Annotated in this window: 25 protein-coding genes and 3 pseudogenes; 7 read left to right on the top strand and 21 right to left on the bottom strand. The window is 34.0% G+C overall.

Going from position 1 to position 22,501, the window contains the following annotated elements; all coding sequences use genetic code 11:
• Nucleotides 1-392 precede the first annotated feature (392 nt).
• The 3 genes from AC2TFD_RS14370 to AC2TFD_RS14360 all read right to left on the bottom strand — a co-directional run bounded on the left by AC2TFD_RS14370 (nt 393) and on the right by AC2TFD_RS14360 (nt 2,214).
• On the bottom strand, nt 393-764 hold the full coding sequence (locus AC2TFD_RS14370; protein ID WP_484676109.1) for an iron chaperone: 372 nt from the start codon (nt 762-764) through the stop codon (nt 393-395).
• 52 nt (nt 765-816) lie between these two features.
• A complete protein-coding gene (locus tag AC2TFD_RS14365) occupies nt 817-1,524 on the bottom strand; it encodes an FAD-dependent oxidoreductase (RefSeq protein ID WP_484676108.1) in 708 nt (235 codons plus the stop codon).
• A gap of 210 nt (nt 1,525-1,734) precedes the next feature.
• Nucleotides 1,735-2,214, bottom strand: a complete 480-nt coding sequence (locus AC2TFD_RS14360) for a GyrI-like domain-containing protein (protein ID WP_484676107.1) — start codon at nt 2,212-2,214, stop codon at nt 1,735-1,737.
• A gap of 106 nt (nt 2,215-2,320) precedes the next feature.
• Between AC2TFD_RS14360 and AC2TFD_RS14355 the strand changes: the two are divergent.
• A pseudogene (locus AC2TFD_RS14355) lies at nt 2,321-2,552 on the top strand (helix-turn-helix transcriptional regulator); the annotation flags it as partial.
• Nucleotides 2,553-3,013: 461 nt separating this feature from the next.
• Here AC2TFD_RS14355 and AC2TFD_RS14350 read toward each other — a convergent pair.
• The 11 genes from AC2TFD_RS14350 to AC2TFD_RS14300 all read right to left on the bottom strand — a co-directional run bounded on the left by AC2TFD_RS14350 (nt 3,014) and on the right by AC2TFD_RS14300 (nt 12,701).
• Nucleotides 3,014-4,102, bottom strand: a complete 1,089-nt coding sequence (locus AC2TFD_RS14350) for a tyrosine-type recombinase/integrase (RefSeq protein WP_484676106.1) — start codon at nt 4,100-4,102, stop codon at nt 3,014-3,016.
• Between the two features lie 258 nt (nt 4,103-4,360).
• Nucleotides 4,361-5,242, bottom strand: coding sequence for an aminoglycoside phosphotransferase family protein (locus AC2TFD_RS14345; RefSeq protein WP_484676105.1), 882 nt, complete (start codon nt 5,240-5,242; stop codon nt 4,361-4,363).
• A 248-nt stretch (nt 5,243-5,490) separates the two neighbouring features.
• Entirely contained in the window at nt 5,491-5,982 is a 492-nt protein-coding gene (locus AC2TFD_RS14340; RefSeq protein ID WP_484676104.1) for a GNAT family N-acetyltransferase, read from the bottom strand.
• 360 nt (nt 5,983-6,342) lie between these two features.
• Nucleotides 6,343-6,543, bottom strand: a complete 201-nt coding sequence (locus tag AC2TFD_RS14335; protein ID WP_007083691.1) for a cold-shock protein — start codon at nt 6,541-6,543, stop codon at nt 6,343-6,345.
• Between the two features lie 373 nt (nt 6,544-6,916).
• Complete coding sequence (locus AC2TFD_RS14330) at nt 6,917-8,248, bottom strand: FtsW/RodA/SpoVE family cell cycle protein (RefSeq protein WP_484676103.1); 1,332 nt, start codon at nt 8,246-8,248, stop codon at nt 6,917-6,919.
• A complete protein-coding gene (locus AC2TFD_RS14325; RefSeq protein WP_484676102.1) occupies nt 8,245-8,679 on the bottom strand; it encodes a PadR family transcriptional regulator in 435 nt (144 codons plus the stop codon). The genes AC2TFD_RS14330 and AC2TFD_RS14325 overlap by 4 nt, the downstream gene beginning before the upstream one ends.
• A 3-nt stretch (nt 8,680-8,682) precedes the next feature.
• On the bottom strand, nt 8,683-9,234 hold the full coding sequence (locus AC2TFD_RS14320; protein ID WP_095252061.1) for a sigma-70 family RNA polymerase sigma factor: 552 nt from the start codon (nt 9,232-9,234) through the stop codon (nt 8,683-8,685).
• 349 nt (nt 9,235-9,583) lie between these two features.
• Nucleotides 9,584-9,772 (bottom strand): hypothetical protein, encoded by a 189-nt coding sequence (locus tag AC2TFD_RS14315; RefSeq protein ID WP_088087141.1) that lies wholly within the window; start codon nt 9,770-9,772, stop codon nt 9,584-9,586.
• Between the two features lie 416 nt (nt 9,773-10,188).
• Nucleotides 10,189-10,419 carry a DUF1450 domain-containing protein gene (locus AC2TFD_RS14310; RefSeq protein WP_484676101.1) on the bottom strand — a complete coding sequence of 77 codons (231 nt, stop codon included), beginning with the start codon at nt 10,417-10,419 and terminating at the stop codon, nt 10,189-10,191.
• A gap of 73 nt (nt 10,420-10,492) precedes the next feature.
• Nucleotides 10,493-11,776, bottom strand: coding sequence for a metal-dependent hydrolase family protein (locus AC2TFD_RS14305; RefSeq protein ID WP_484676100.1), 1,284 nt, complete (start codon nt 11,774-11,776; stop codon nt 10,493-10,495).
• Nucleotides 11,777-11,894: 118 nt separating this feature from the next.
• Nucleotides 11,895-12,701, bottom strand: coding sequence for an alpha/beta fold hydrolase (locus AC2TFD_RS14300; protein ID WP_484676099.1), 807 nt, complete (start codon nt 12,699-12,701; stop codon nt 11,895-11,897).
• A gap of 382 nt (nt 12,702-13,083) precedes the next feature.
• Between AC2TFD_RS14300 and AC2TFD_RS14295 the strand changes: the two genes are divergently transcribed.
• The 4 genes from AC2TFD_RS14295 to AC2TFD_RS14280 all read left to right on the top strand — a co-directional run bounded on the left by AC2TFD_RS14295 (nt 13,084) and on the right by AC2TFD_RS14280 (nt 15,851).
• On the top strand, nt 13,084-14,016 hold the full coding sequence (locus tag AC2TFD_RS14295; protein WP_484676098.1) for a fumarylacetoacetate hydrolase family protein: 933 nt from the start codon (nt 13,084-13,086) through the stop codon (nt 14,014-14,016).
• Nucleotides 14,017-14,035: 19 nt separating this feature from the next.
• Nucleotides 14,036-14,293, top strand: coding sequence for a hypothetical protein (locus AC2TFD_RS14290; protein WP_484676097.1), 258 nt, complete (start codon nt 14,036-14,038; stop codon nt 14,291-14,293).
• 179 nt (nt 14,294-14,472) lie between these two features.
• Complete coding sequence (locus tag AC2TFD_RS14285; protein ID WP_484676096.1) at nt 14,473-15,138, top strand: FadR/GntR family transcriptional regulator; 666 nt, start codon at nt 14,473-14,475, stop codon at nt 15,136-15,138.
• Nucleotides 15,139-15,161: 23 nt separating this feature from the next.
• The gene (locus AC2TFD_RS14280; RefSeq protein WP_484676095.1) at nt 15,162-15,851 is read left to right on the top strand and encodes a FadR/GntR family transcriptional regulator; all 690 of its coding nucleotides are present in this window, start codon (nt 15,162-15,164) and stop codon (nt 15,849-15,851) included.
• A 524-nt stretch (nt 15,852-16,375) separates the two neighbouring features.
• Here the strand turns inward: AC2TFD_RS14280 and AC2TFD_RS14275 are convergent.
• The 3 genes and pseudogenes from AC2TFD_RS14275 to AC2TFD_RS14265 form a co-directional block, all read right to left on the bottom strand.
• Nucleotides 16,376-17,008 (bottom strand): type 1 glutamine amidotransferase family protein, encoded by a 633-nt coding sequence (locus AC2TFD_RS14275; protein WP_484676094.1) that lies wholly within the window; start codon nt 17,006-17,008, stop codon nt 16,376-16,378.
• 75 nt (nt 17,009-17,083) lie between these two features.
• Nucleotides 17,084-18,046: a helix-turn-helix transcriptional regulator gene (locus AC2TFD_RS14270; protein ID WP_484676093.1), complete on the bottom strand. Its 963-nt coding sequence runs from the start codon at nt 18,044-18,046 to the stop codon at nt 17,084-17,086.
• Nucleotides 18,047-18,113: 67 nt separating this feature from the next.
• Nucleotides 18,114-18,287: pseudogene (locus AC2TFD_RS14265) on the bottom strand (helix-turn-helix domain-containing protein); the annotation flags it as partial.
• Between AC2TFD_RS14265 and AC2TFD_RS14260 the strand changes: the two are divergent.
• Nucleotides 18,285-18,575 (top strand): annotated as a pseudogene (locus AC2TFD_RS14260) (Tn3 family transposase); the annotation flags it as partial. The pseudogenes AC2TFD_RS14265 and AC2TFD_RS14260 overlap by 3 nt on opposite strands.
• 115 nt (nt 18,576-18,690) lie before the next feature.
• Here AC2TFD_RS14260 and AC2TFD_RS14255 read toward each other — a convergent pair.
• On the bottom strand, nt 18,691-19,170 hold the full coding sequence (locus tag AC2TFD_RS14255) for a hypothetical protein (protein ID WP_484676092.1): 480 nt from the start codon (nt 19,168-19,170) through the stop codon (nt 18,691-18,693).
• Nucleotides 19,171-19,435: 265 nt separating this feature from the next.
• Here AC2TFD_RS14255 and AC2TFD_RS14250 point away from each other — a divergent pair, with 265 nt between their 5' ends.
• Nucleotides 19,436-19,573 (top strand): anti-repressor SinI family protein, encoded by a 138-nt coding sequence (locus AC2TFD_RS14250; protein WP_484676091.1) that lies wholly within the window; start codon nt 19,436-19,438, stop codon nt 19,571-19,573.
• Nucleotides 19,574-20,041: 468 nt separating this feature from the next.
• Here the strand turns inward: AC2TFD_RS14250 and AC2TFD_RS14245 are convergent, their stop codons facing one another.
• From AC2TFD_RS14245 to AC2TFD_RS14235, 3 genes are all read right to left on the bottom strand, one after another.
• Nucleotides 20,042-21,151, bottom strand: a complete 1,110-nt coding sequence (locus tag AC2TFD_RS14245) for a radical SAM protein (protein ID WP_484676090.1) — start codon at nt 21,149-21,151, stop codon at nt 20,042-20,044.
• Between the two features lie 95 nt (nt 21,152-21,246).
• Nucleotides 21,247-21,468 carry a hypothetical protein gene (locus AC2TFD_RS14240; protein ID WP_484676089.1) on the bottom strand — a complete coding sequence of 74 codons (222 nt, stop codon included), beginning with the start codon at nt 21,466-21,468 and terminating at the stop codon, nt 21,247-21,249.
• A 435-nt stretch (nt 21,469-21,903) separates the two neighbouring features.
• Nucleotides 21,904-22,476: a TetR/AcrR family transcriptional regulator gene (locus AC2TFD_RS14235; RefSeq protein WP_484676088.1), complete on the bottom strand. Its 573-nt coding sequence runs from the start codon at nt 22,474-22,476 to the stop codon at nt 21,904-21,906.
• Between the last annotated feature and the right edge of the window lie 25 nt (nt 22,477-22,501).

Here is a 22,501-nt window from a genome sequence, read left to right as displayed (position 1 = left end):
AAATAATAGTGAATTCCATTTCTTTCAATGTACTTTGTTCCTTCAAAAACGAAAGAATCTCTGCCGTTGCTTGATTCCCAATCTACCTGAAAAGCTAATGGCTCTCCATACCATTAATTTGATTAATGATATAATAAATCTGTTCTCCATTTGGACCCACTGTTTGTCCGGGATTTTGTCCTTGCATAGGAAATTCCGGTTCATCTTTTTTGCAAACGGTAAACTCTTTTCAAAACGGCGCGACTTTTTTATAAACAGTTCAATTTAATTTCAAAGCTACAATAATCCGTTAAACGAACACATTTCAAAAATTCATTTAGTGCTGAAGGTAAACTACCTTAAATATCCAACACTATTAACTGAACAAAGCGTTTTTGATAAGGCATGATGCTTTATTTCCGCCAAAAATTCGTATATTCTGCCTTATCCATGATATTAAATTCAATAATATTTTCTAGTAATTCGTAATTTATCTGCTCATTCCACGGAATACGAAATAAGCCCTTGGTAGAGCTGTAACCAGCTTTTGCAATGTCAACGGCAAAATGCGAAATGCCTGCTACCTCTGGCGAAACACTCAAATGTAGCTTGGCTGTAGAAAAGCCTATGATAAATGTGCCGTGGTCGGAAAACATTGGCGTATTCCATTTGAATATCGGTTCCAGATTCGGGAATTTATTTGCAACCCACACCAAAATCTCCTCTGTTCTGTCGCGGTGGTTAGGGTTGTCGATTCCTGCTAAATATTTTTCAAAAACCTCCATGTTGATTCCTCCTAGAATAAAATGTTCTCGTTTAATTCGAATTCATTCTTAACTAATACCCAAAAAAGGAATCCTTTTTGATATTCTTTTTTAAAATATTATTATTTTGTAAATAATCGGAGGTGGCATTTACCATTTCTTTCGGTCCAGCAATTAAGTATTTACCATCGTTCTTATATAAGGTGGTAAACTTATTTATCTCCCGATATAAGTCATCCCTTGAATCAAGGTAAGTTACACTTATTGAATAATTGTTAGCAATTTCATCAATTTCATCTTTAAATAGATATGACTTTTTGCTATTCATATAGAGAAGTTTTATTTGTTTTTCGACTCCAGTCCACTCTGCCTCTACTTGTTTTAATATTGAACGAAATGGTGTTATTCCAATTCCGCCTGCTATTAAAAGTGAAGGATTGTTATCTTTTAAATAAAAACTACCTACTGGCCCACTCATTTTAACCTTCATACCCTGTTTTAATTCCAACATCGCCATCTTAAAATCGCTTGGGTTATCACCAATACGCATTGTTAGTCTAACAACATTCTCAGTGGGAGTCGAGGCCACAGTAAATGGTTTTGTAGGATTTTTTATTTTCTTATGAGTTATGCTAAACAAACCATGTTGCCCTGCTTTCCAAGTTAAATCTTTCTCTTTTTTAAATAGGAAGGTATAAACACCTTTTGACTCTTTGTAACTTTCCAAAAATAGTAAATCTCTCTTTTTAAATATGGATAATGTATCTTGAAAAAAACTCATTTCCTATCTCCTTTATTAAAGCTATCCTACTGACTTGGATTTTCCTTTTCTTTCAGTCACACTTATTTAACCAACAAAGGATTTAAAATTTCAAAAGTACAAAACAGATCACTTATTGCCAACGGAGACCATTAGTTATCTGTTTTATGATGTCTATTTTAAACCATCCTAATAGTAAGTAGGAGGATTTCCATCCCGCCTTTTATCTCTTTATTTTCTAACAACAGGGATCCACATTTCACCATATACTAAGCCGTCTTGCTGTCCCATCACAACTGCTGCATTTGGACCACCAACATAGGATACATCCGTTACTTCCATCAGGACTTCACCAAAGGCAATACCAGTAAGCTTGTTACTCAACTCTTCATCTGTATTCGCTTCCCCTTTAACAACAATGTATTCCCCTTTGGGAAATTGGATAAGTCTAGTTGCCTCTGGTAAGGATTCCTCCGTCATAACACCAGCATAATGCATCATCTTATTATTCACGGCTTCGTTTACAACAAAAATGTAGTCATTTGTTGCGACAGTTTTTAGTTTATCAAGCCTTCCATCTTGATTGACAGCTTGCCAAAAGTCTGCCTTTTCATTATTAATACCAGCATAGTCAATGTAATCACTCTTAAGCTCTGTTCCAAAACCTAAAACAGTAAAGCTGTCCTTTTCTTCTAAAGTATAATTTGCCATTTCAAAATTCCTCCTTTTAAATTAAACAAAAGATTTGTTTTCTTACTCGCTGGGTTTATAGTAGCATTAAACTATGTCAAAAAATGATACTGTTTAGGAGGACCCAATGAAAAAAGTTGAATGGATTAATACCATCATGCGGTATATCAACAATCGCTCCTATTTTACAATTCTAAAATAATGCGGGAATTTAACATCTCTCGTTCAAATGCTATTAGGGATATCAGAGAAATTAAGCGATGGGGATGCCACTTGAAGCTGAAGTTGGAAGGGATGGAGGTTATTCCGTCATGAACAACTCTGTCCTGCCTTCTATTCACTCTACCGATAATGAGGTCGTCAATTAAATATGTATCAATCCGGTTAATATAATCTTTAAATCTGGACTCACAGAGATGCCAAGATAAACGGGAATTCAAACTACTTGTTTTACCCTTCTTATTAATTCCTACATACAAAACAGTATCATTTTTATCGTATAATACATATAATCCTTTTTCACCTGGGGGGATCTGAACTGGACCATAGAACTCAAGATGGTTTTTATCGTTTTTGGTCACTGCTTTTATATTCCAAATAGCATACGTCATAAAAAGTTTAGGAAATTTGAAATCTAATTTAATTAAAAATTCTCCTTGTATTTCAGAAGAAGAAAATTTTTCTATACCTGTTTTTGCTTTAACCACTAACTATACACCTCATTAAGAAATTAATATATTTGAAGTCAGCAAATACATAATAGTTTTCAACATAATTATATACTCTTTAAACTAACCACCGTAATTTTAAGAACATAATTTCACAACCCTCTTAAAAATTTAGCATATGGAAAAAGTATTTGATTCAGTGAGTTGCTGTCTATTTGACGTATACTGTGCAACAATCGGGCCAGATTGTTGAGTAATTTCTTTAAAGTAAATCTAAGATGCTGCTCTCGTTTTCGCTCATGAGTAATCTTTGCATACCTGAGTGTTGTATCAGGTGAACTATGACCTAAGAGCTCCTGAATCGCAACCAATTCATCACCATTATTTAAGGTTAAAGTAGCAAAAGTGTGTCTTAAAACATGTGGACTTACTTTGTCTTGTAAACCTGCTTTTTGAGCGATTACACCTATTTCTCTTTGTATTCCTCGTTTAGATAATCTTCTATAAGGTTTTCTCTCTGTAATCATCAGGGCTTCACAATTATCATTTCTTCCTTTTAAATATTTATCTAAATGATACATTGCTCTAAGTGAAAGATAGACTTCCCTTTGTTTATTACCTATAACTAATGTGCTCGTATTCTGTAAATTGATATCGGCTTTATTTAACCCATGAATTTCAGACAATCTACAACCAGTTGCATACAATATTTCTAGAAAAGCACGCTGCCTGACTGTATCGCAGGATTCTCTTAACATTTCTAGTTCTTCGATTGATAATGATTTTGGAAGTCGGTATTCATCTTTTGGAGCCTTTAATTTGGTAGTTGGATCACGCTTAATGTATTCTTCTGAAGCTAACCAACTAAAAAAACTCTTTAAAACAGATAATTTCTTACTAATTGTGCTCATTTTTAAGGTTCCATCTTGACTTAAATACATTCTAACATCTGCTATAGCTATGTCCTCAGCCTTCTTTTTTACGATATCAGCAAACATACTTAATTCCATGAGGTAGTTGTCTAGAGTAATAGAACTTAAACCTTCTAGTTTTTTTGCCGAGATAAACAATTGTATTTTATCCTCAAGGTCAGGATGTACCTCACCTAACTCAACTCTTTGAAAATAATACTCTGATAGAACAGTAGATAATTTATTCTTTGTACTTTCCACTTCAATATTAGGATACAAATCTTTTAAAGCAGCCACTAAATCTGATAATATTAGCTCACCTAGATTCATAATAATCAACTCTCCTTAGTTCTTATTAGTAACTAAGGATTACCTATACAAACAGCAAAAATACCAACTGAGCCGCTTTTTTTGCCTCTAATTTTATCCTTTGAATATGAAAGAGACGATTACTTTTGAGGTTATCGTCTCTTAATGGTTGTGCATAGCTAGTATATTTGTACTGCGCAGCAAATGACTTGGTATTTTTATTTATTTTTCTTAAACATAAGAACCCGTTAGTGCAATAAAAAAATCTATTTTAACGCCTTATCTTTCAGTTTTGTAGCCATTAAGGATTTCTTTTATAATATTAAATGATTCATCTGCGATATTTTTGTTAGATTGTTTATTATAATTGTAGGTTATTAAAGCCTTCCATAAAGCCCAACCCCTTGCTCTATTCCAAGTTTCTTCATCAAAATTCAATGCATTCTTAAATGTCTTTCTGCTACTATCATCAAAAAAAGTCCACGCCATTGCAGCATCACAAGAAGGGTCTCCTACACCTAATATTCCAAAATCAATAACCGCACACAATTTACCATTTTTAATTAATATATTTCCTGGTGCTATGTCACCGTGGACCCAAACTGGTTCACCAGCCCATTTTGAAGCTAATGCCAATTCCCAAATCTCATTCAATAAGTGTTTATTAAAGGTATTTATATTATTAATGGCTTCTCTACACTCATTATCGTATACAACAATATCCCCGCCTCTATAAAAATTATGTTCCCCAGCTAAGGGACCTCCACTGGCATCAATTGATTGTAATTCAACTAAAAATTTACCCAAACCATTTGCAAATTGATTAATATCATCTATATTTTCTAAAGTTAATGTCTCTCCATCCAACCATTTGTTAACAGACCAAGGATATGGGTAATTCTCACTTGGTTCTCCTTTAGCTAATGGTTCAGATATTGGTGTAGAAAGATGCCTAGCTAGGAGTGGCAACCATTTTTGTTCTTTTTCAACTTGGGGTACATAGGCTTTATCACTTGGCAACCTAATGCTCATACTTTTACCTAAGTGAAAAGTTCTATTATCATTACCCCCTATTTTAACAGGCTTGATTTCCAAATTAGACCACTTTGGAAATTGTCTATTTATTAACTTTGAAACTAAATCTACGTCGATTTTTAGCATTTAATATTCTCCCTATAATTTTATTTATTCATCACCCAAAACCCAGTTACAGTTACAGCTACAAATTTATTTGATAAACGCATCCTCATCAACCCCTTTAATTTGATTAAGTTGTTACCATGAATGTTTGAAATTCCTTCTTAAACTAACCTGCCCCGTTAGAGCTCAATAAGAAAAGCCGCCCAAAATGGCAGCTCCGATCTTTAACTCTTGCACCGTTATTTGAATAACTAAATTTCGTTTAACTATTAAACCGAATACTGATAGAATTTTTTATCGACCTGTAATACTGGAAAATTCTCAGGCAATTCTTTAAGACCTATACTTTTAAATCCATTTTTTTCGTAAAATCTATGGGCGGCTAAAAATTGCGGTGTGGTTCCAAGATACACTGCTTTTATTGAGTTTTCTTTCACCCATTTAATTGCATTGTTTAATAAAAGGCTTGCAGTTTTAAATTTTGCTCCTCGGAATTCTTTATCTACAAACATCTTTCTTAATGCAACTTGATTATTTCCTATATCAAAAAGACTGATTGTACCAACTACTTTATCGTTATATACAGCTACCCAAAAGTTGCCATTACCAGTCTGGTAAAAATCTTCTATGGTAAACAAATCGGGTTGGTCCTTCTTGGTAATCGGAATGTTATATTCTTGTTGCTGAATATGAAGAATTAAATCTACGACTTGAGCTTGATACTCATTAGAATATTGTTTCACAATGGGATTGTTATTCATAAATTCACACCGCCTATAAAATGATTCTACTTTTATTAATTTTACAACAAAATACCTTTTTAGGAACCCTCGTTCTTCAACTACCTGCTCCGTTAGTGCAACTAGAGTAAAAGATACCTTTTAACAAATCCTACAAATAAGAGTGCCATTTCAGCCACTATTAACGAAATTAGTTCAGAAATCTTTATAAACCTATGATAATTAGGAGATTTTGTGTTTATGTGATACAATTTATTTACCATTTGATTTACTGTTCACATGTTCCCCACTCATTCATGAGTGGGGTTCCTTGTTTTTATGTTAAAATAAATAAAAAAACAGACTCTAAAATAGAGCCTGTCTATATCCACAACATTGTTATTAAGCTTTACGAACGTTAGTAGCTTGGGGTCCACGTTGACCTTGCTCTACTTCAAACGTAACTGCTTGACCTTCGTCTAAAGATTTGAAACCTTCACTTTGGATTGCTGAGAAGTGAACAAATACATCGTCTCCAGCTTCGCGTTCAATAAATCCAAAACCTTTTTCTGCGTTAAACCATTTTACTTTACCTTGTTCCATGTGTGTTTCCTCCTGCTGTGTGCTTTTGCACACAATATGTTACTATCCTTGCTCCCAGTGATCATTAAGACGAAAGATTTTAATAATACTATCCTTTACACCGAACAAAAATAATTCTTCCTTAGAATACCATTTTTTGAATGTGTTTGCAAGATTACCATCCATTATGTGAATTTATGTCACTTTCAAAAAAACTTATTTTCCGAATAATAGTTTTTAATTCTCTTAGGAAACTCGCAAGCAGCGGAACAAGAATAAGAGCTGCCTCAGCAATCCCCTTTCTTCAACTCTTGCACCCGATAGTTCAATAAGGGAAGGGCGACAACTATTACTTTAGCTGTCGCCCTTTTTATCAGCAATTACATGTTCGACTTTAACTTTTAATTTCATCTGCAATCGTGGGTTCTACAAGATCTTTTCTTCGATAAACATTTAAAATGAGTCCTAAAACAGCAGCGTAAAAGAGTATCGCACTGCCTCCATAACTAATAAAAGGCAGAGAAACCCCCATTATTGGCACGACTCCAAAGCTCATCAAGATGTTCCAGGTAGTAGGAACCGCAAACAATGTAGCACCACCTATTACGATCAATCTCCCATAGAGGTCCTTTGTTTTAAACGCATTTTTTGAGATCCTTGAAATAAATATCAGTAGGATCAAACATAGAACAAATCCGAAAGCCCAACCAAGAGAATAGACGAGGAAGGGAAAAGCAAAATCTGTATGTGCTTCTGGTAACAATTGAAAATTCAACTCGTTGGAAAGTCCGTTACCGAACCATCCCGCTTCTGACAGGACATTCCTAACCGCCTTATACATATATCCTGCTCCATTTGAATCGGCAGTAGGGTTTATAAAAGCAGATAATCTAGTTAACAAATAACTTTGACGTAAGGTCATGTAGAACATAATAATGAAAATAATACCAGCCAATAGATTTGTTAGGGTCAGATTTACAGCTAATTTCTTATGGATTCGAGCGAAAGCAAACATCCCAAGTATGCAGAAGAAGTAAATAATACTAACCATAAAGTCTGGCACCATCATGTAGAGCGAGATGGGAATCCAAAATAAAACAAAAAGTATACCTTGTTTTTTCCAACTACGAAACTCATTTATTTTGTTAAAAATACCAGCCCAAGCAAGAAAAAAGAAAAATAAGCTCATCATGGTTCCATCGACCGTCAGGCCTGGGAGGGAAACCCACTTCTTCGCTCCGTTGGTCATAATTCCAAAAAGATAAAGATATATATGGATCAATAGGCCTATCGCATAAAAGTATATCCATCCGTTCTTTAATTTTTGGTAATCAAAGAAAAGGAATCCAATGATTACAAGAATAGCCAGGGTGTACCAAATAGCCTGTCTCCCCATAAAATAGGTACCTGATAGGGAAAATTCAGGAATCCCATCAACTAACGGGAGAAAACTAATACAAGCAAAAAGAACAAATAAAACAATTAGAACCCAATCCATTTTCGGCTTATGTAGGGGATTTAATCTCTCCCCAATGGTAAATGGATTTCCCATTTCTTGAATCGCCTTTTCCTCTGCATCCTCTTTAGAAAACCCTCTCTTTTTGTAAGATTGACTTAACTCTTGCAGATGATGAATAAGCTCTTTTTTTATCATGTTGTGGGCTTCCTTAGATTTCACTTTGGACGTTACTTTACTTAAAAATTCTTCAAATTTGGGAGAACTCATAAGGACGCCTCCTCTAGTAAGTGTTTAAGGGATAACTCTTGTTTTGATTTATCTTGTTTATAGGTAGCTAAGTATTTTTTCCCTTTGGAATTTAAGGAGTAATATTTCTTTTTGTTTATCCATTTTGAAGTAAGAATTTCTTTATTTTCTAGTAGATGTAGAAGTGAATAAAGCTGCCCTTCATTTTTTTGGAAAGTACGTTCATTTTTTTGAAAAAGTTGGGTAGAAATATTGTAGCCATCCTTTGATTCATGCTGAACCGATTCTAATATAGCTATGATGGTTTCTATCTTCCAAGAATTAAATTGTGTTTGAGATTGTCTCGTACGAATGGATTCTTTCACCGCATTTTTTCTTTCATTGGAAAAAGAAAAATCCTTGAAAATTGATTTTTTCATTGAACTCTTCAGGTTAGTAAATGGATCATTCATCTCCTAAACCTCCTCGATCATCTTGTCTTTTAATAATTCTTTCGCACGCTTTAATCTAGTTTTTATTGTATTTATATTTACTGTCGTAATCTTACTTATTTCGGCTAAAGATAGTTCTTCATAATAATGTAAAAATACTACTTCTCTGTACTTTAGAGGTAAATTCATGACAGCATTTGTTAAGATGTTTTCTTCACTATTCGCGATAATCTCTTCTTCAACCTGTTTTGATTTCGAAGGTATATAATCCAAAATTTTATCGCTAAGCGTTATTTTGCGATAATGCCAGCTTCTTAAGTAGTCCTTACAATGATTACTAGCAATACGATATACCCATGTTTTTAGTGTTGCCTGCTGATTAAACTGATTTAACTTTTCATAACATTTTAAAAAAATCTCCTGCGTTAAATCTTCTGCTGTCGTTCGATTTTTAACATATGTATATACGAGATGCAGGATATCATCGCTATATTCTTGCATTAATTGATCAATTATTTCCTCTCTCTCAAGCAACATACTTTCATCTGTCACCGCCAGTTGTTTTAGTCCATTCATCTTGTTATCACCCTCTCACATATAATAGACGTAGCTAACCTTCATCTGGTTTGAAAAAATATTGGATTTTTATGACCTTCTATAATCTAAGGTATAAATGGAAAAAGGAACAACCTCTTATCGGATTGTTCCAGAATGTTGTATGTAGGTTAGATGGCTTATAATACTACTTATTCGATTAATAATACCTTACTCCTCAGAAGGAACTGCAAATACAACAGCTCCTAAATTCAGAATTACTTATCGGCGTAAATCTGCGTTTACCTGACGCTACCCCTTTTTTAACTATCCTGCCCCGTTAATTGAAGAAGAAAATAAAATCTTTATTTTATAAATAAAAAAGAGAGCCTTAGCTCTCCAACAATCGGTTAACTTTCTGAATCTCCCCTTCAAATAACCTCATGTCCAACTCGTAATCATCATGACCATCAAATGAATCCAACATATCTTTTTCTTGATGTAATGTTATCAAATACTGCTCCAATGAAAACCCACCACTTTGGATTGTATTTTCAAACACAACTTTAAATCTGCTCATTTATTTCACCTCGACAGATAGTATTTCCAATACAATAAATGAAATTCGTATTTTATTACCAAATATAAAAAGGACCATTTAAGTCCTTATGGCTTCTTCAACTAAAGCGCCCTATAATGGAATAACAGTGGAGCTTATTAGCTGGTTAGTTGAATAAGAAAATTAAATCTCTTTTGAGGAGTCAATAACGATAAGGCACCCCCATATGGTCACGCAACGTGATACCTTCGTAATCATCATGAAACAGTTCATGGTAAAAGAGGGAAAACATAATCGACGAAATCAGCAATACTATCAAAGCTTACGTCTGGTTGAAAACACTTGCTGAGGGTCTCGGTTTCCAAAGGCCCGAAAAACTATGTAAAAACGTATTGAATGGCATATGATTGCTAGATTTAAAATCTGTAATAAAGTATTTACATTTTAATCTTCTCTTCTATTTTCATCAATAATTCTTCTCTATTAGGGGAAACAATTATAGAATCATTTAGTGCTACAACGTATTGTGAATGACATAAAAAGCATAGCCTCATACAATAGACTGGAATCATATCAATATCTTGCTGCTCTCGATTAATCCTTTTTAAAATATTCGATTGTTGTTCATTTGTTTTATTTTTATGACAAAACAATATTCTATCAGTCATATGTAACTCCTTTTGGAATAGATACTAATAGAGTGAATAGATAAACCCCTCTATTCACTCTTAATTTAAACAATTAAGCTACTGGATCTTGTAGTTTTTGTGAAACTTCTAATGTATTTACAATATATTCTCCGTCTTTCATAATCACATTTAATTTATCGTGTTGTTGTAGGATTGAAATATCTTCAAGCGGATTTCCATCTACAACTAAAATATCAGCGAGTTTGCCAACCTCGATGGTTCCGATCTTGTCTTCCATTTCCATTATTTGTCCACCATATTTCGTTGCAGAGACAATGGCATCCATTGGTGTCATTCCGACTAATTTAACAAAATGCTCTAAATCACGGGCATATCCCCCATGCGGGCACCATTTGAACCCATAATCTCCACCTGGAAGAATCCTTACCCCTGCTTCGTACATACGTCTCATGTTACCAAGAGCAATTTCTAATCCTTCCTTATAACCAGTTGCATCAATGGCTTCTTGACCAAAGTATTTTGCTCCATCCTCAAGAGTAGAAACTAACCAGTTTAAGGCAGGAACCACAAAGTGTTTGTCTTTATTTTCAACTAGCATTTCAAATACTTCATCATTGATAAAGTCAGCATGCCCGATAATATCCACCCCTGCTTCAATACAATGTTTAACAGAGTCTGATGAACGAGCATGTGTATACACTCTCTTACCGCGAGCATGCGCTTCTTCTACAGCTGCACGCACCTCCTTATAGGTATAAAGAGTCATTTCTCCACGAGCATGAGCAGATAAGCTTTCCCCACTTACATTTAGTTTTACTAAATCTGCGCCTTCTTTAAATAAACTTCTAACTGTTTTACGAACAGCGTCTTCGCCGTCACTTAAAATTGCTAATCCATGAACACGTACATGATTAGGGTGTAAATCTACAAAACTACCAGATGCAGAAACTTCAGCTCCATTAGCAAGCAGTCTCGGTCCAACCAACTTCCCTTGGTTAATGGCATCCCGGATAGCGATATCGACACGTCCTCTAGCAGCAGCACTTACACTTGATGTAAATCCACTTCTAACTAGAATCTCTGCATTTTTAATGGCATCCACCATCGTTTCTTCAATTGGTTTGAAATCGATGTCTTGAATATAAAGGGAATCATTCCATGTTAAGTGAGTATGAGCTTCTGTCATCCCTGGCATAATGGTTTTACCATTTAAATCAATGATATCAATTTCACCTGAACTGTACTTTGCTGGAACATCTACTTTATGTCCAATTTGAGTAATTTTATTTCCTTCAATTAATACATCGATTCCTTTTAAAGCCTGCTTGCCAGTGCCATCAATTAAAAATCCATTTTTAAATAATTTAGCTTTCATTTCATTGTCCTCCTAAAAGATTATTTTTTAAAAGTAAATACAATAAATGTAAGCGATTGCATCTAGTTGTTTTATAGCAAGGTAGAAATAAGACTTTCTACCTGATTCCCCTACTTTCTTATGCCTTAACAGAGCTAGGTCGATTGAGTGTTTTTAAAAACTTTAAAAATGTTTGAATCAATTCATTTGGCTTTTCAACCGTTGTCCAATGTCCGGCATTTGAAATCACTTCTAATTGAGCGTTCGGAAAAGCCCGGTAAAGTTTCTCAGCTACTGGTAGCGCTGTTACATTATCTTCATCCCCTACGATCAATAAGGTTGGAGCCTCTACTTTTTGATGGTCAATGGCTTTACCATTCGCCAGCGCTCGGCAAGATGCGGCATAGGCTTCGGCATTGTTGCGAAGCAGCAAATCTCGAATGAGCCCCACAAGAGCTGGTTTATTTGCTTTTGTAAATGAAGAAGTACCACCTGCGATAATCATGTCTGCGACGGCATCCATTCCTTCTTCCTCTACGATTCCAGCGCGTTTAAACGTATTCTGTTTACCTGTCTCTGGTAACTCCCATAGAGGACCTACAAGTGTTTGACTCTCTACCCTAGCTGAATATTTAGAAGTGAAGTGCTGAACAATTAAGGTTCCCATTGACCATCCAATTAGGTGAGCGCTTCTAATATTTTGACTATCTAATAATGCCTTTAAATCCTCCACCCAGGTCTCTATGGAATATTCACAATCTGCAACATCTGACCGGCCAGATCCTCGTAAATCATAAGTCAAAGTTTTATAGTAACGTGAAACTACTGATACTTGGCTATGCCAGACATTTAGTGAGCCTCCAAGACCATGCACAAAAACGACGGTTTCTTCCCCATTTCCATTAACTTCAAGGTTCATTGTTATTCCATTTACTTGTTTAAGCATTATTACCTCCTAAAATTGGTTTGTATTTTCTAAAGAATGGTTATACCAATCTAAAAAAGACAATAACCCAATTTTCAGAATATTGCAAGTCTATATTTCAAAAAAATTATTTTTATTTTTAAATCTTTGGTTTTCTTATAAATAAAACTGCTAAAGTGCTGATAAATCAACGCTTTATTTCATTAGTGTGTTTTCCTTTAGATTAAATTTAAAATCTATTTAAAAGATAAAAAATTCAGAAAATAGGTATTGACGAATGGTTATATATGTTTAATAATAAAATTGGTATTACCAATAAGATTAACTTCAACAAAATTGGTATTACCAAAACAACTAAAACTAGTTACATATTTTATGTGAAATCTGAAAGGGGAATGAAAGTATGTATTTATGTAGTTTTCTTCATAACGGAATTGAAAAGTATGGTGCATTAACTTTTGATAAACAAAATGTTATTGAACTAAGAGAAGCCGAGCAAACTCTATTTCCTTCGCAAGAACTGCCTAATAGTTTAAATAAGGCAATCTCAAATCCCTCTTTACAGGGAAGACTTCAAGAGGTTTTTCAAAAAGCAAGCAATGCTGAATCAGCTACTATTTCTTTAAAAGAAATTGAATTATTGGCACCTATTGCGAATCCAAATCGAAATATTTTCTGTATTGGTGTGAATTATCGTGAGCACGCCTATGAGTTTATCGGAACAAAAGATGATTCAATAGCAATTCCAAAGAATCCTATTGTTTTCTCTAAGTTACCAACAACTGTCACTAGTCCAAATGCAGGTGTTTTATCCCATAGCCAAGTAACAAATGAACTGGACTATGAAGGTGAACTAGCCATTGTTATTGGAAAAGAAGGAACGCTTATTTCAAAAGAGGATGCCTACGATTATGTATATGGTTATACCATTATCAATGATGTCACAGCACGTGACCTCCAAAGAAAACATCAGCAATGGCTTTTAGGAAAAGGACTTGATTCACATGGACCAATGGGGCCATACCTTGTGACAAGTGATGATATTCCAAATCCAGAAAATCTAAATATCGAAACAAGAGTCAACGGAGAAGTTCGTCAAAAGTCAAATACCGAACTTTTAATCTTTGATATCCCTACTATTATCGAAACAATTTCAAAAGGGATTACACTAAAGCCTGGTGATATTATTGCGACAGGAACACCTAAAGGAGTAGGAATGGGATTTGAACCACCTAAGTTCTTAAAGGACGGGGACGTAGTAGAGGTTGAAATTCAACATATCGGTGTTTTGAAAAATACGATTGTACCAAGTCGTGTAAAGATTGGTTCACTTTAATCACTGAGGAGTGAGGGGAATGTTCGATTCAACTTTAATGGTCAAAGTTGTAAACAAGGACTATACAGACAATCAAAAAAAGGCAATAAGTGTTGGATTTTGCCCAGAATGCTTGCCAGCTCTGACTGATTATAGAATATTAGAGTCATTTTATAGTGACAATCATGACATGCAATTGATAAGAGTAAAGTGCTCAAATATCGCTCATTGCGAATGGGAAGAAACTCTTCCTGCAAGAAGGACAGACAATGGTTTAGAAAACTTTTTTGAATCTTAAAAACTAACTAGATACGTGTGATAAAGGCAGCATTCTATTATAGAATGCTGTTTTCTATTTATGAAAGAAATCATCTACAAAATCATAATGGTTCTTATATCACTAATATTTTGTCTATGGAAAGACTTTCATTAATATAGTAAAATTAAATTGGTTGTACCAATTTAGGAGGATCTTATATGCCTACTTCTACTTTTATGGATATTATTCAATATATTAAAAATAATATTTCCACTGGTAAATATCCTATAAACGGAAAAATACCACCTGAAAGAATACTTGCTGAAGAATTGCAGGTAAGCCGATCCACATTAAGAGAGGCTTTAAAGGCCCTTGAAAGTATTGGAATCATTGAAAGAAAAGTAGGTCAAGGGACATTTGCGAAAAAAGCAAATTTTAATGAATACTTAAGTTTCTCTAAGCTGTCCAGTCCCTCGGAAGTATTTACTGCAAGACTTGCGATTGAACCTTATTTAACCGAGTTGGCAACACGTAATGCGACACATGAGGATTTATTATTTTTAGAAGATTGTTTGGAAAAGATGGAAGTTAATCTTAAAAAAATAACAGAGTTTGAACAATTAAATACAAAATTTCATTATCGAATCGCCACTTCCGCAAGAAGCTCTTTACTATTAAGTTTTATAGACATTATCGAAAACATTCATACAGAAGAGCTTTGGGGGACACTACGAACTCATAGCTTAAAGCCAGACAAAATGGAAATCTATCATAGGCAACATATCGACATATTTGAAGCGCTGAAAAAAAGAGATAGTGAAAAGGCAAAAGAAGCAACAATTGTACACCTTAAAACTGTTAGAGGTTATATGTTGGATCTGTAAAATATTTATACAGGAGGATTTAAGTGGAACACTCAAACACACAAAAAAAAACTTTTGTAGAAATTTTGAATGAAATCAAACAGAAGATTAACAATCGTACTTTCCCAGTAGGAAGCAAACTTCCATCAGAGAGAACACTAGCTGAAGAGTTTCAAACAAGTAGAGTAACAGTGAGAGAGGCGTTACGTGCTCTTGAAATTATCGGTGTAATTGAAAGTAGAATTGGTCAGGGAACATTTGTAAAAACAATGAATTTTTCCGAAGAGGATAAATTGCTAGAAATCTCCCAACAAACAAGCCCATTAGAAATATTTGAAGCAAGATTTGCGATTGAGCCGTTCTTAGCTGAGTTAGCAACTCACAATGCGACCCCTGATGATTTTCTTGTGATCGAACAATGTTTACAAAGAACAAAAGAAGCTATAGGGGATTTTGAAGAATTTGAAAGGTTAGATGAAGAATTCCATCATTTGATTGCTAAATCCTCTAAAACATCCTTATTATTAAGCTTTTTTGATTTAATCAATAAAGTAAGAAAGGAGACATTGTGGCGTACGTTTAAAGCTAGAAGCCTAAATAAAGAAAGAACGTTAATATACTACCAACAGCATGTATCGATTTATGAAGCGATCAAAGAAAGGGATTCTAATAAAGCTAGAGAATCTACCCTCCTTCATCTCAAAACTGTACGCCTCAATATGATAGGTGAATAAAAAAACCCTTGTTCTATTTCTTGCCTTCACTATGGCCTTTATCTTGGCTTAGCCTGATTAGAATATTTTGATAAGTAATTTAATAAAAGAGACTATGTAACAAAAGACGATTAAACCCGAAGTTAATCGCCTTTTGTTACATATTAATCTTCTACTTTTTCCTCGGCCTCATTCCACATACGATCCAGACAAGTCGGGAACTACGAAGCCCTGAAACCCGCATTCTTACGTTGTATCTTGTCACACATGGAAATAAAAGTCGGGAACTGGGATAATTCGTTTTTTGCTATATATCAACTTTAAAGGAAAAAGACCACATAATAGTGGTCCTTTGTTCTTTAATTAAACTGCCCCTTTAGGTCAATTAGAAAAAAAGGCTTTACTCCTTCTTGAAGTAAAGCACTCGTTAGTTCAATAAGGGGTACCGTCAGGAAAATGCGGATTTACAACGATAAGGAAATTCCAAATTAAAAAGCTCACCTTCTCTGCAAGTCAAAATAGAGAAATTGAGCTTTTCAGTTACTTCATTTATTTATTGAATTCATTAACTGGAAGAAATATTCAGGTTTGTGAGTTTTATTTAGGTTATACCATGAATGTAATGTATCTTGTGAAAATACATCTATTTTTTTCAGTACTTCCATCGCAAATTCCAGAGGGGCTACTCCTGATGCTGTAACCAAATTCTCATCAGAAACCGCAAGTCCCATCTCATAGAATTTTTCTCCTTTATAATTAGGACAAACCATTTTAATATACTCTAAGTTATTACTTGTATGCTTTCTAGAATCTAGGTATCCCATATTCGCAAGGGCCTCAGTTGCACCACAAATTGCAGCAACAATAGTGCCGAGCTGTAAAGCTTCGCCAATTTTTTTCAAGATAGGTTGATGAATATCTTCTCTCCAAGTAGTCCCTCCGGGTAATACTAAAAGATCTTTACTTTCAAGAGTACACTCATCAAGCGAAATATCTGGTTTTATGGTCAGCCCCCCCATCGTATTAATCATTTTTTTATTAGCACCCACTGTAACTACTTTTAAAGGTGTTAAATCTTTTTTGAAATATCTTCCTGTGTTTAGTTCTGCAATTAAATATCCATATTCCCAGTCTGACATTGTATTAAATACATATAGATAAACGTTTTTTGTTTGCATCCAATAACACTCCATTCATAATTGATATATCCTATTATAATAAAACTTCACTGACAGCTACCGTCAGTGAAGTTATCATATTTGATGAAATTTTATTAATTCAGACAGGACTTCAACAAGTCTTTTCTTTAGACTTTTTGGCTCAATAACTTGAATAGATTTACCATATGGTAAAATTAAATAAGGTACATATGTATGTAGTATATTTTTTTCAAGAAGAAATACTGCTTGATTTAAAGTCCGTTCTTTTAAATAATGTTCTAAAAACCAATGTTGGCATATATCTTCCAATGTCCTTGTATCCCCATTAATAACTAGAGAGGTAATTTCCTCCTTATCCTCTATAGTTGGAAGGAGGTTTTCCATAAAAAAGTCGCGTGCTGAAAAATTTTCTGGTCGGTTAAACTTTTTTTCGGTTAACATTAGACTTTCAATTCGATCTACTCTAAAACTACGGATCTCATTCCTAAGATGACAAAACCCAATAATATACCATTTATTATTCCAATAGATAATTCTGTACGGATCGACCAATCTATACTTTAATTGTTTTTCGACACCTTTGTGGTAAAGAATTTCTACTGAGTACCCTTCAACTACGGACAGCTCCAACTCCTTCAAAAAATCTGCCGTAGAGAGGGAACTTAATCGATTTATTACTTCAAGACTATTAAAATGCTGGTTTATCTTTGTTTCCTGCTCTTGATTTGAATATCTGCTTAGTTTTGAAATAGCTCTATTTAGTGCTTCACCCCCATAATATCCTGCTTCTTCTGCAAAAACAGCAGCATGATGAAGTGAAGTTTGCTCCTCAAAATCAAAAAAAAGTGGAGCTTCAATAAAATAATTCAATAAAGTGTATCCACCATTATGTCCTGTGTCTGAAATTATAGGTACACCACTTGTTGAAAGTGTATCAATATAACGATACACAGTCCTTATATTCATCTCCAACTTTTCTGAAATTTGTTTTGCAGTAATTTTTTCACCTGAATTAAGCATCCATAAAATTGCTAATATATTGTCAAATTTAGGCATATAAGTAAGTCCACCTTTATATGGGATTTAATGTATATTATATATTTCTGATTTTTAGTATAACCCATCAATTGTTCCCTTCGGATAGCTTTCTATATAATGAAGCCCTAGACACATTTGTAATTTCGCATATTTGATTTACTGTCATATTTCCTTCTTTATATAGCTTTACAGCATAATTCATTCCAGCGTGGTTTTTGTGATACTTTTTTAAACGCCCTTTAAACTTCCCTTCTTTCTGGCAAGAGCTATTTTCTTCGGGAAACAAGGAGAACTTAGGGAACGAACCATACAGCATCAGCTTCAAAGGGCAAGCGCTTTAAATATAATTATCAATGCCATCAGTATCTGGAATACTTTACATCTAACAAAAGCAGTATATCAAAAACGAACGGGGAATTTTAATGAACATTTATTGCACCATATGTCACCTTTAGGCTTGGAACATATTAATTTACTAGGAGAATACCATTTTAATTCGGAGAAAGTGGTATCAATAGATTCTTTAAGACCGCTAAAACTTTCTTAACGTTGTTAAAAAGGGGGGAATCGTCTTGAAAATGTGCTTAGCGTTGTAAATCCGCATTTTCCTGACGGTATCCCAATAAGAATTCCTCAAAGTTTCAACGCTATTGTTACTCCTTTTATTGCGGAGTTTTTTTCGACACTATGAAAGGTTGAGTCCTTAAAACTTCTTTTCCATTTTCTGAGACAACAACTCGTACTTCTTTACCTTTTATTATTCTTAACGGGTTCTTCATTGAAACATATAGTTCTCCTTGTTCATTAGGCTTAAATAAAGTTTCCTCAACCATAGTTCCGAATCGTATCTCTACATTTTCTTTGGGTCCAAAAACAACTCCTTCGTTATTATCTCCTCCAATTGAAATTTCATAGTTTGCAGTTGACTTCAATCCTTTTGCTAATACAATTACATCAATAATTCCATCATCAATCGTACTGTCATCGATTATTGCCTCAAAAGCAATAGTTACTCTACCGACTCCATCTTCAAAAGGTATATCCTCTGCCATATAAGCTCCGACTTCTGTAACACTTGCTTCATTTGAGCAACCAGTTAATAACAGTCCAAAACCTAATAATATAATTATGATAGAACGCAATTATATCCCCCCTCATATTGCAGTTTCATATATTCATTCAACATGATTTCGGATTACTCCTTCTTGAACTAAAGCACCCGTTAGTACATAATTTCACAATCTGAGAGCCAAATTAATTTCTTATTACGTATTTTTCATTTATTTTTCATTTACTTTGATACCACAATAATAAAACGTTATGTTTCGAAAATTATATTAAGAGTATTATTAATATTAAATGCATTCTCTAATTTTCAATAAATCTGTTTTAAATGGAGGTGTAAATATGAAAAAAAGCGAGTCTGATCTTCCTAAAGAGTGGATCGAGTTAGTAAAAGAAGCAATGAAATCTGATATAACTAAAGAAGATTTTAAGATTTTTTTAGAAAAAGAAAAAGAGAAAAGGAAAAACCATAAATTTTAGCAGAGTTTATATTTAACTTTCCTAGTTGCTTTGTCAATCGGTATATAATTATGGGAGTTTATTTTTTGAATAGAAAATAAGCCTTTACATACAAGATTTATAATAAATCTTATATGTAAAGGCTTGTTATTTAACTCAGCTTATTGCATTATAGCACCTTTAGTTGATCAAGCATATGTTTCATTTTATTTCTAGAATATAGTTGAAAACGTTCGACACCTGGGTACTTTTCACCCAAACTTACAATATTGAAACCATAATTTTTGTAAAAATTAACAGTATCTTTATCGAGAAATTCTATTCCCCATCTTCAAAGTCATAACCATACAATTCTCGAACTGGCGATTAGTTATATAAATCATATCCAATATTAAAACTAAATTTAAAGCACCCTAAGTTTTAAAAAACTTAGAGTGCTTTAATAACATTTCAATATGCTGGTATGTGATTATTGAACGAATTATAGATTTATTGAGCTATCTGGGCATTACGAATATCTGGCATCATCTGTTTTGTGATATGTAATATCAATTTTTTTAAATCAGTACAGTGTATGCTTGGGTTTACGAATCCAAGTTCACTACTGAAACGATGCGGTAAATAACCGCCACCGCACACACTGAAAACTGAGCATTGTTGACAAATTTCTGAGTAATTCTGTTCTAAACCCATTTTAAAAATTGGAGTAGCTCTTAAATCTTCGATATTATTTTGCAATACATTTAGGTTAAGGTAGGTAAAACCGTCACCACAGCTGCGCAAGACATCAAGAGGCTCAAGACTTCCATCTGATTCCACGACTATCTCATCTATAGGGTCTCCCCCAATCGAATCAACTAAGCTACTTCCTCCTAGTAGCATCCTCATAATCGATTCAAATGTACGAATCTTTATGCATGGATCACCATTAGTGTACCATTCATCAAAGATTTCGATTAAATAGTCAGCGTAAGGTGTACTATTTTTTTCACGTAATGGGATTGTGTCGTGATTGTAATCTTGTAACAGAAAATCCATTGTCTTTATACCAATTTCTCGAAAATGACGGTAGATTGCTATTCCTCGTACGTCGGGGTTAATAACACAAAGAACACCCCAATGTACCTGGTCCTGTTCTTTCAACAAATCAATAGCTCTTTTGACAGAGCTATAAGACCCACGTCCTCCATGATCTACCCGATGGTAATCATGAATTTCTGGTGGACCATCTATGCTGATGCCTACATTGAAACCATGTCGATTAAAGAATTCTAGCCAATCTAAATCGAGTAAAACTCCATTGGTTTGCACGGTAAAATCGATTTGTAGATTCTCTGGGCGATTACTTTTAATATAATCCAACAGCCATGCAAAATATGACTTACCCGCTAACAGTGGTTCACCGCCATGGAATGATAATACAACATGTTTTATTCCGTTTCGTTTTGTATATCCAAAAATTCGGTCCACTGCAGCTTGCGCCACAGTTTTTTCCATTACACGAGGTCGCAAAAGGTGTCGTGTATCAGAACCGTTAAAGACATAACAATAGGAACAGTTGAGATTACAAGCACCTGTCAGCTTAAAAATCACAAACATTAAAAAACTCCTTTGGAGACTATGTGTGTTAATAATTCAAATTCTCTCATGTATTCTGTTAAATTTGATACTTACTGAGCAAGGATTTAGTCCACTTATTGCAGTGAACTTTTTGAGTGTGGACTTTTTGAGTGTTCAGCTTTAGCGTATCCGTTCATCATTATTCTCTGTTCCTCGTCCTCACTGTCATTACTTCTTCTTAACTTTTGTTGCTCTGCTACAATTTCACGTGTGATATCATTTTTTACATGTTCTATATCAATTTTTTCTAAGTCATCTCCTGTTATTTCTTCAGAAATCCTATAATCGTTATCCATTTTATACACTCCTAAATTAAATTTTAAAAAATTAATATTTATTTATGAGACAACAATAATAATCTCCCTTATGCTTGATTATTATTCATTTTAAATATTAATAAATGAAAATAACCAAAATCTAACCGGCTTTCCGGCACGAGAGGTTTTCATCATGGGTAAAGACACTATTCCTAAAAAAGATCATCAGCGTGATGATCTTTTTTGTTCCACTAACGCACCCGTTTGTTTGAGTACATTTTTTCACAATCTATCCTTTTTCAGCATGTATTTTGGGAATTAAAAAATGGGTTGATGGAAGTATGTTTTTTGTATATAAAATAAGGCTTTATATACAAGTTATGTATAAAACCCTGTATATCAAGCCTAAAAATATATTCTATCAAAATGCCCTATTCTTGAATAAACAAAATTATCTTTTGTTCCCATACACCTTTATCTCGATACTCCATACCAAAATACAGTCCAAGCTTTTTCAAATCGTTTTAGAAAGTCATCATAAATAAAGCTTTCCGTAAATAATCCATCTAACAAGAAAAAGAAGGCGGATTGAAACGTTTGTTCAGATATATCTCTTAATTGTCCTGCTTCCATTCCTTCTGTATAGTATTTGTTTACAATATCGCCTATTTGATAATCGCCACGTTCTACAATTGCTTTAGCTTCTTCTTTTAACTCTACAGGTGGAAATAATAAAAAGCGTACATACATCATGCCTTCTTGTTTATTCAGGATAAAATTACAGCTATTTTTAAATAATAAATAAAGCCTTGTTTCTAAATCCTCATTTCTATGTTGCTCATATATGTCACGCATTCTCATAAGCAAATCGTCCATAACCATTTCTGCTACGTATAGGTACAGTTCATTTTTACTTTTGAAGTGATTGTATATTGATGGTTTTTGGATCCCTACTTCTTTTGCAATTTGTGATAACGTTGTCCCTTCATATCCATGCTGAGCAAAGGAACGCTTAGCCGCTTCAATAATTAGGTCTTTCGTATTCAATTTCTTCATCCTTTCAAAAAAAAAT

The organism is Neobacillus sp. plas4, assembly GCF_057221695.1.
The sequence above is the reverse complement of the archived record's forward strand: the minus strand, read 5'-3'. Positions and strand labels throughout refer to the sequence as shown.

Excerpts from the sequence above, each read along its gene's own strand:
- AC2TFD_RS14370 (WP_484676109.1), bottom strand. The coding sequence starts at position 764 with ATGGAGGTTTTTGAAAAATATTTAGCAGGAATCGACAACCCTAACCAC.
- AC2TFD_RS14365 (WP_484676108.1), bottom strand. The coding sequence starts at position 1,524 with ATGAGTTTTTTTCAAGATACATTATCCATATTTAAAAAGAGAGATTTA.
- AC2TFD_RS14360 (WP_484676107.1), bottom strand. The coding sequence starts at position 2,214 with ATGGCAAATTATACTTTAGAAGAAAAGGACAGCTTTACTGTTTTAGGT.
- AC2TFD_RS14350 (WP_484676106.1), bottom strand. The coding sequence starts at position 4,102 with ATGAATCTAGGTGAGCTAATATTATCAGATTTAGTGGCTGCTTTAAAA.
- AC2TFD_RS14345 (WP_484676105.1), bottom strand. The coding sequence starts at position 5,242 with ATGCTAAAAATCGACGTAGATTTAGTTTCAAAGTTAATAAATAGACAA.
- AC2TFD_RS14340 (WP_484676104.1), bottom strand. The coding sequence starts at position 5,982 with ATGAATAACAATCCCATTGTGAAACAATATTCTAATGAGTATCAAGCT.
- AC2TFD_RS14335 (WP_007083691.1), bottom strand. The coding sequence starts at position 6,543 with ATGGAACAAGGTAAAGTAAAATGGTTTAACGCAGAAAAAGGTTTTGGA.
- AC2TFD_RS14330 (WP_484676103.1), bottom strand. The coding sequence starts at position 8,248 with ATGAGTTCTCCCAAATTTGAAGAATTTTTAAGTAAAGTAACGTCCAAA.
- AC2TFD_RS14325 (WP_484676102.1), bottom strand. The coding sequence starts at position 8,679 with ATGAATGATCCATTTACTAACCTGAAGAGTTCAATGAAAAAATCAATT.
- AC2TFD_RS14320 (WP_095252061.1), bottom strand. The coding sequence starts at position 9,234 with ATGAATGGACTAAAACAACTGGCGGTGACAGATGAAAGTATGTTGCTT.
- AC2TFD_RS14315 (WP_088087141.1), bottom strand. The coding sequence starts at position 9,772 with ATGAGCAGATTTAAAGTTGTGTTTGAAAATACAATCCAAAGTGGTGGG.
- AC2TFD_RS14310 (WP_484676101.1), bottom strand. The coding sequence starts at position 10,419 with ATGACTGATAGAATATTGTTTTGTCATAAAAATAAAACAAATGAACAA.
- AC2TFD_RS14305 (WP_484676100.1), bottom strand. The coding sequence starts at position 11,776 with ATGAAAGCTAAATTATTTAAAAATGGATTTTTAATTGATGGCACTGGC.
- AC2TFD_RS14300 (WP_484676099.1), bottom strand. The coding sequence starts at position 12,701 with ATGCTTAAACAAGTAAATGGAATAACAATGAACCTTGAAGTTAATGGA.
- AC2TFD_RS14295 (WP_484676098.1), top strand. The coding sequence starts at position 13,084 with ATGTATTTATGTAGTTTTCTTCATAACGGAATTGAAAAGTATGGTGCA.
- AC2TFD_RS14290 (WP_484676097.1), top strand. The coding sequence starts at position 14,036 with ATGTTCGATTCAACTTTAATGGTCAAAGTTGTAAACAAGGACTATACA.
- AC2TFD_RS14285 (WP_484676096.1), top strand. The coding sequence starts at position 14,473 with ATGCCTACTTCTACTTTTATGGATATTATTCAATATATTAAAAATAAT.
- AC2TFD_RS14275 (WP_484676094.1), bottom strand. The coding sequence starts at position 17,008 with ATGCAAACAAAAAACGTTTATCTATATGTATTTAATACAATGTCAGAC.
- AC2TFD_RS14270 (WP_484676093.1), bottom strand. The coding sequence starts at position 18,046 with ATGCCTAAATTTGACAATATATTAGCAATTTTATGGATGCTTAATTCA.
- AC2TFD_RS14250 (WP_484676091.1), top strand. The coding sequence starts at position 19,436 with ATGAAAAAAAGCGAGTCTGATCTTCCTAAAGAGTGGATCGAGTTAGTA.
- AC2TFD_RS14245 (WP_484676090.1), bottom strand. The coding sequence starts at position 21,151 with ATGTTTGTGATTTTTAAGCTGACAGGTGCTTGTAATCTCAACTGTTCC.
- AC2TFD_RS14240 (WP_484676089.1), bottom strand. The coding sequence starts at position 21,468 with ATGGATAACGATTATAGGATTTCTGAAGAAATAACAGGAGATGACTTA.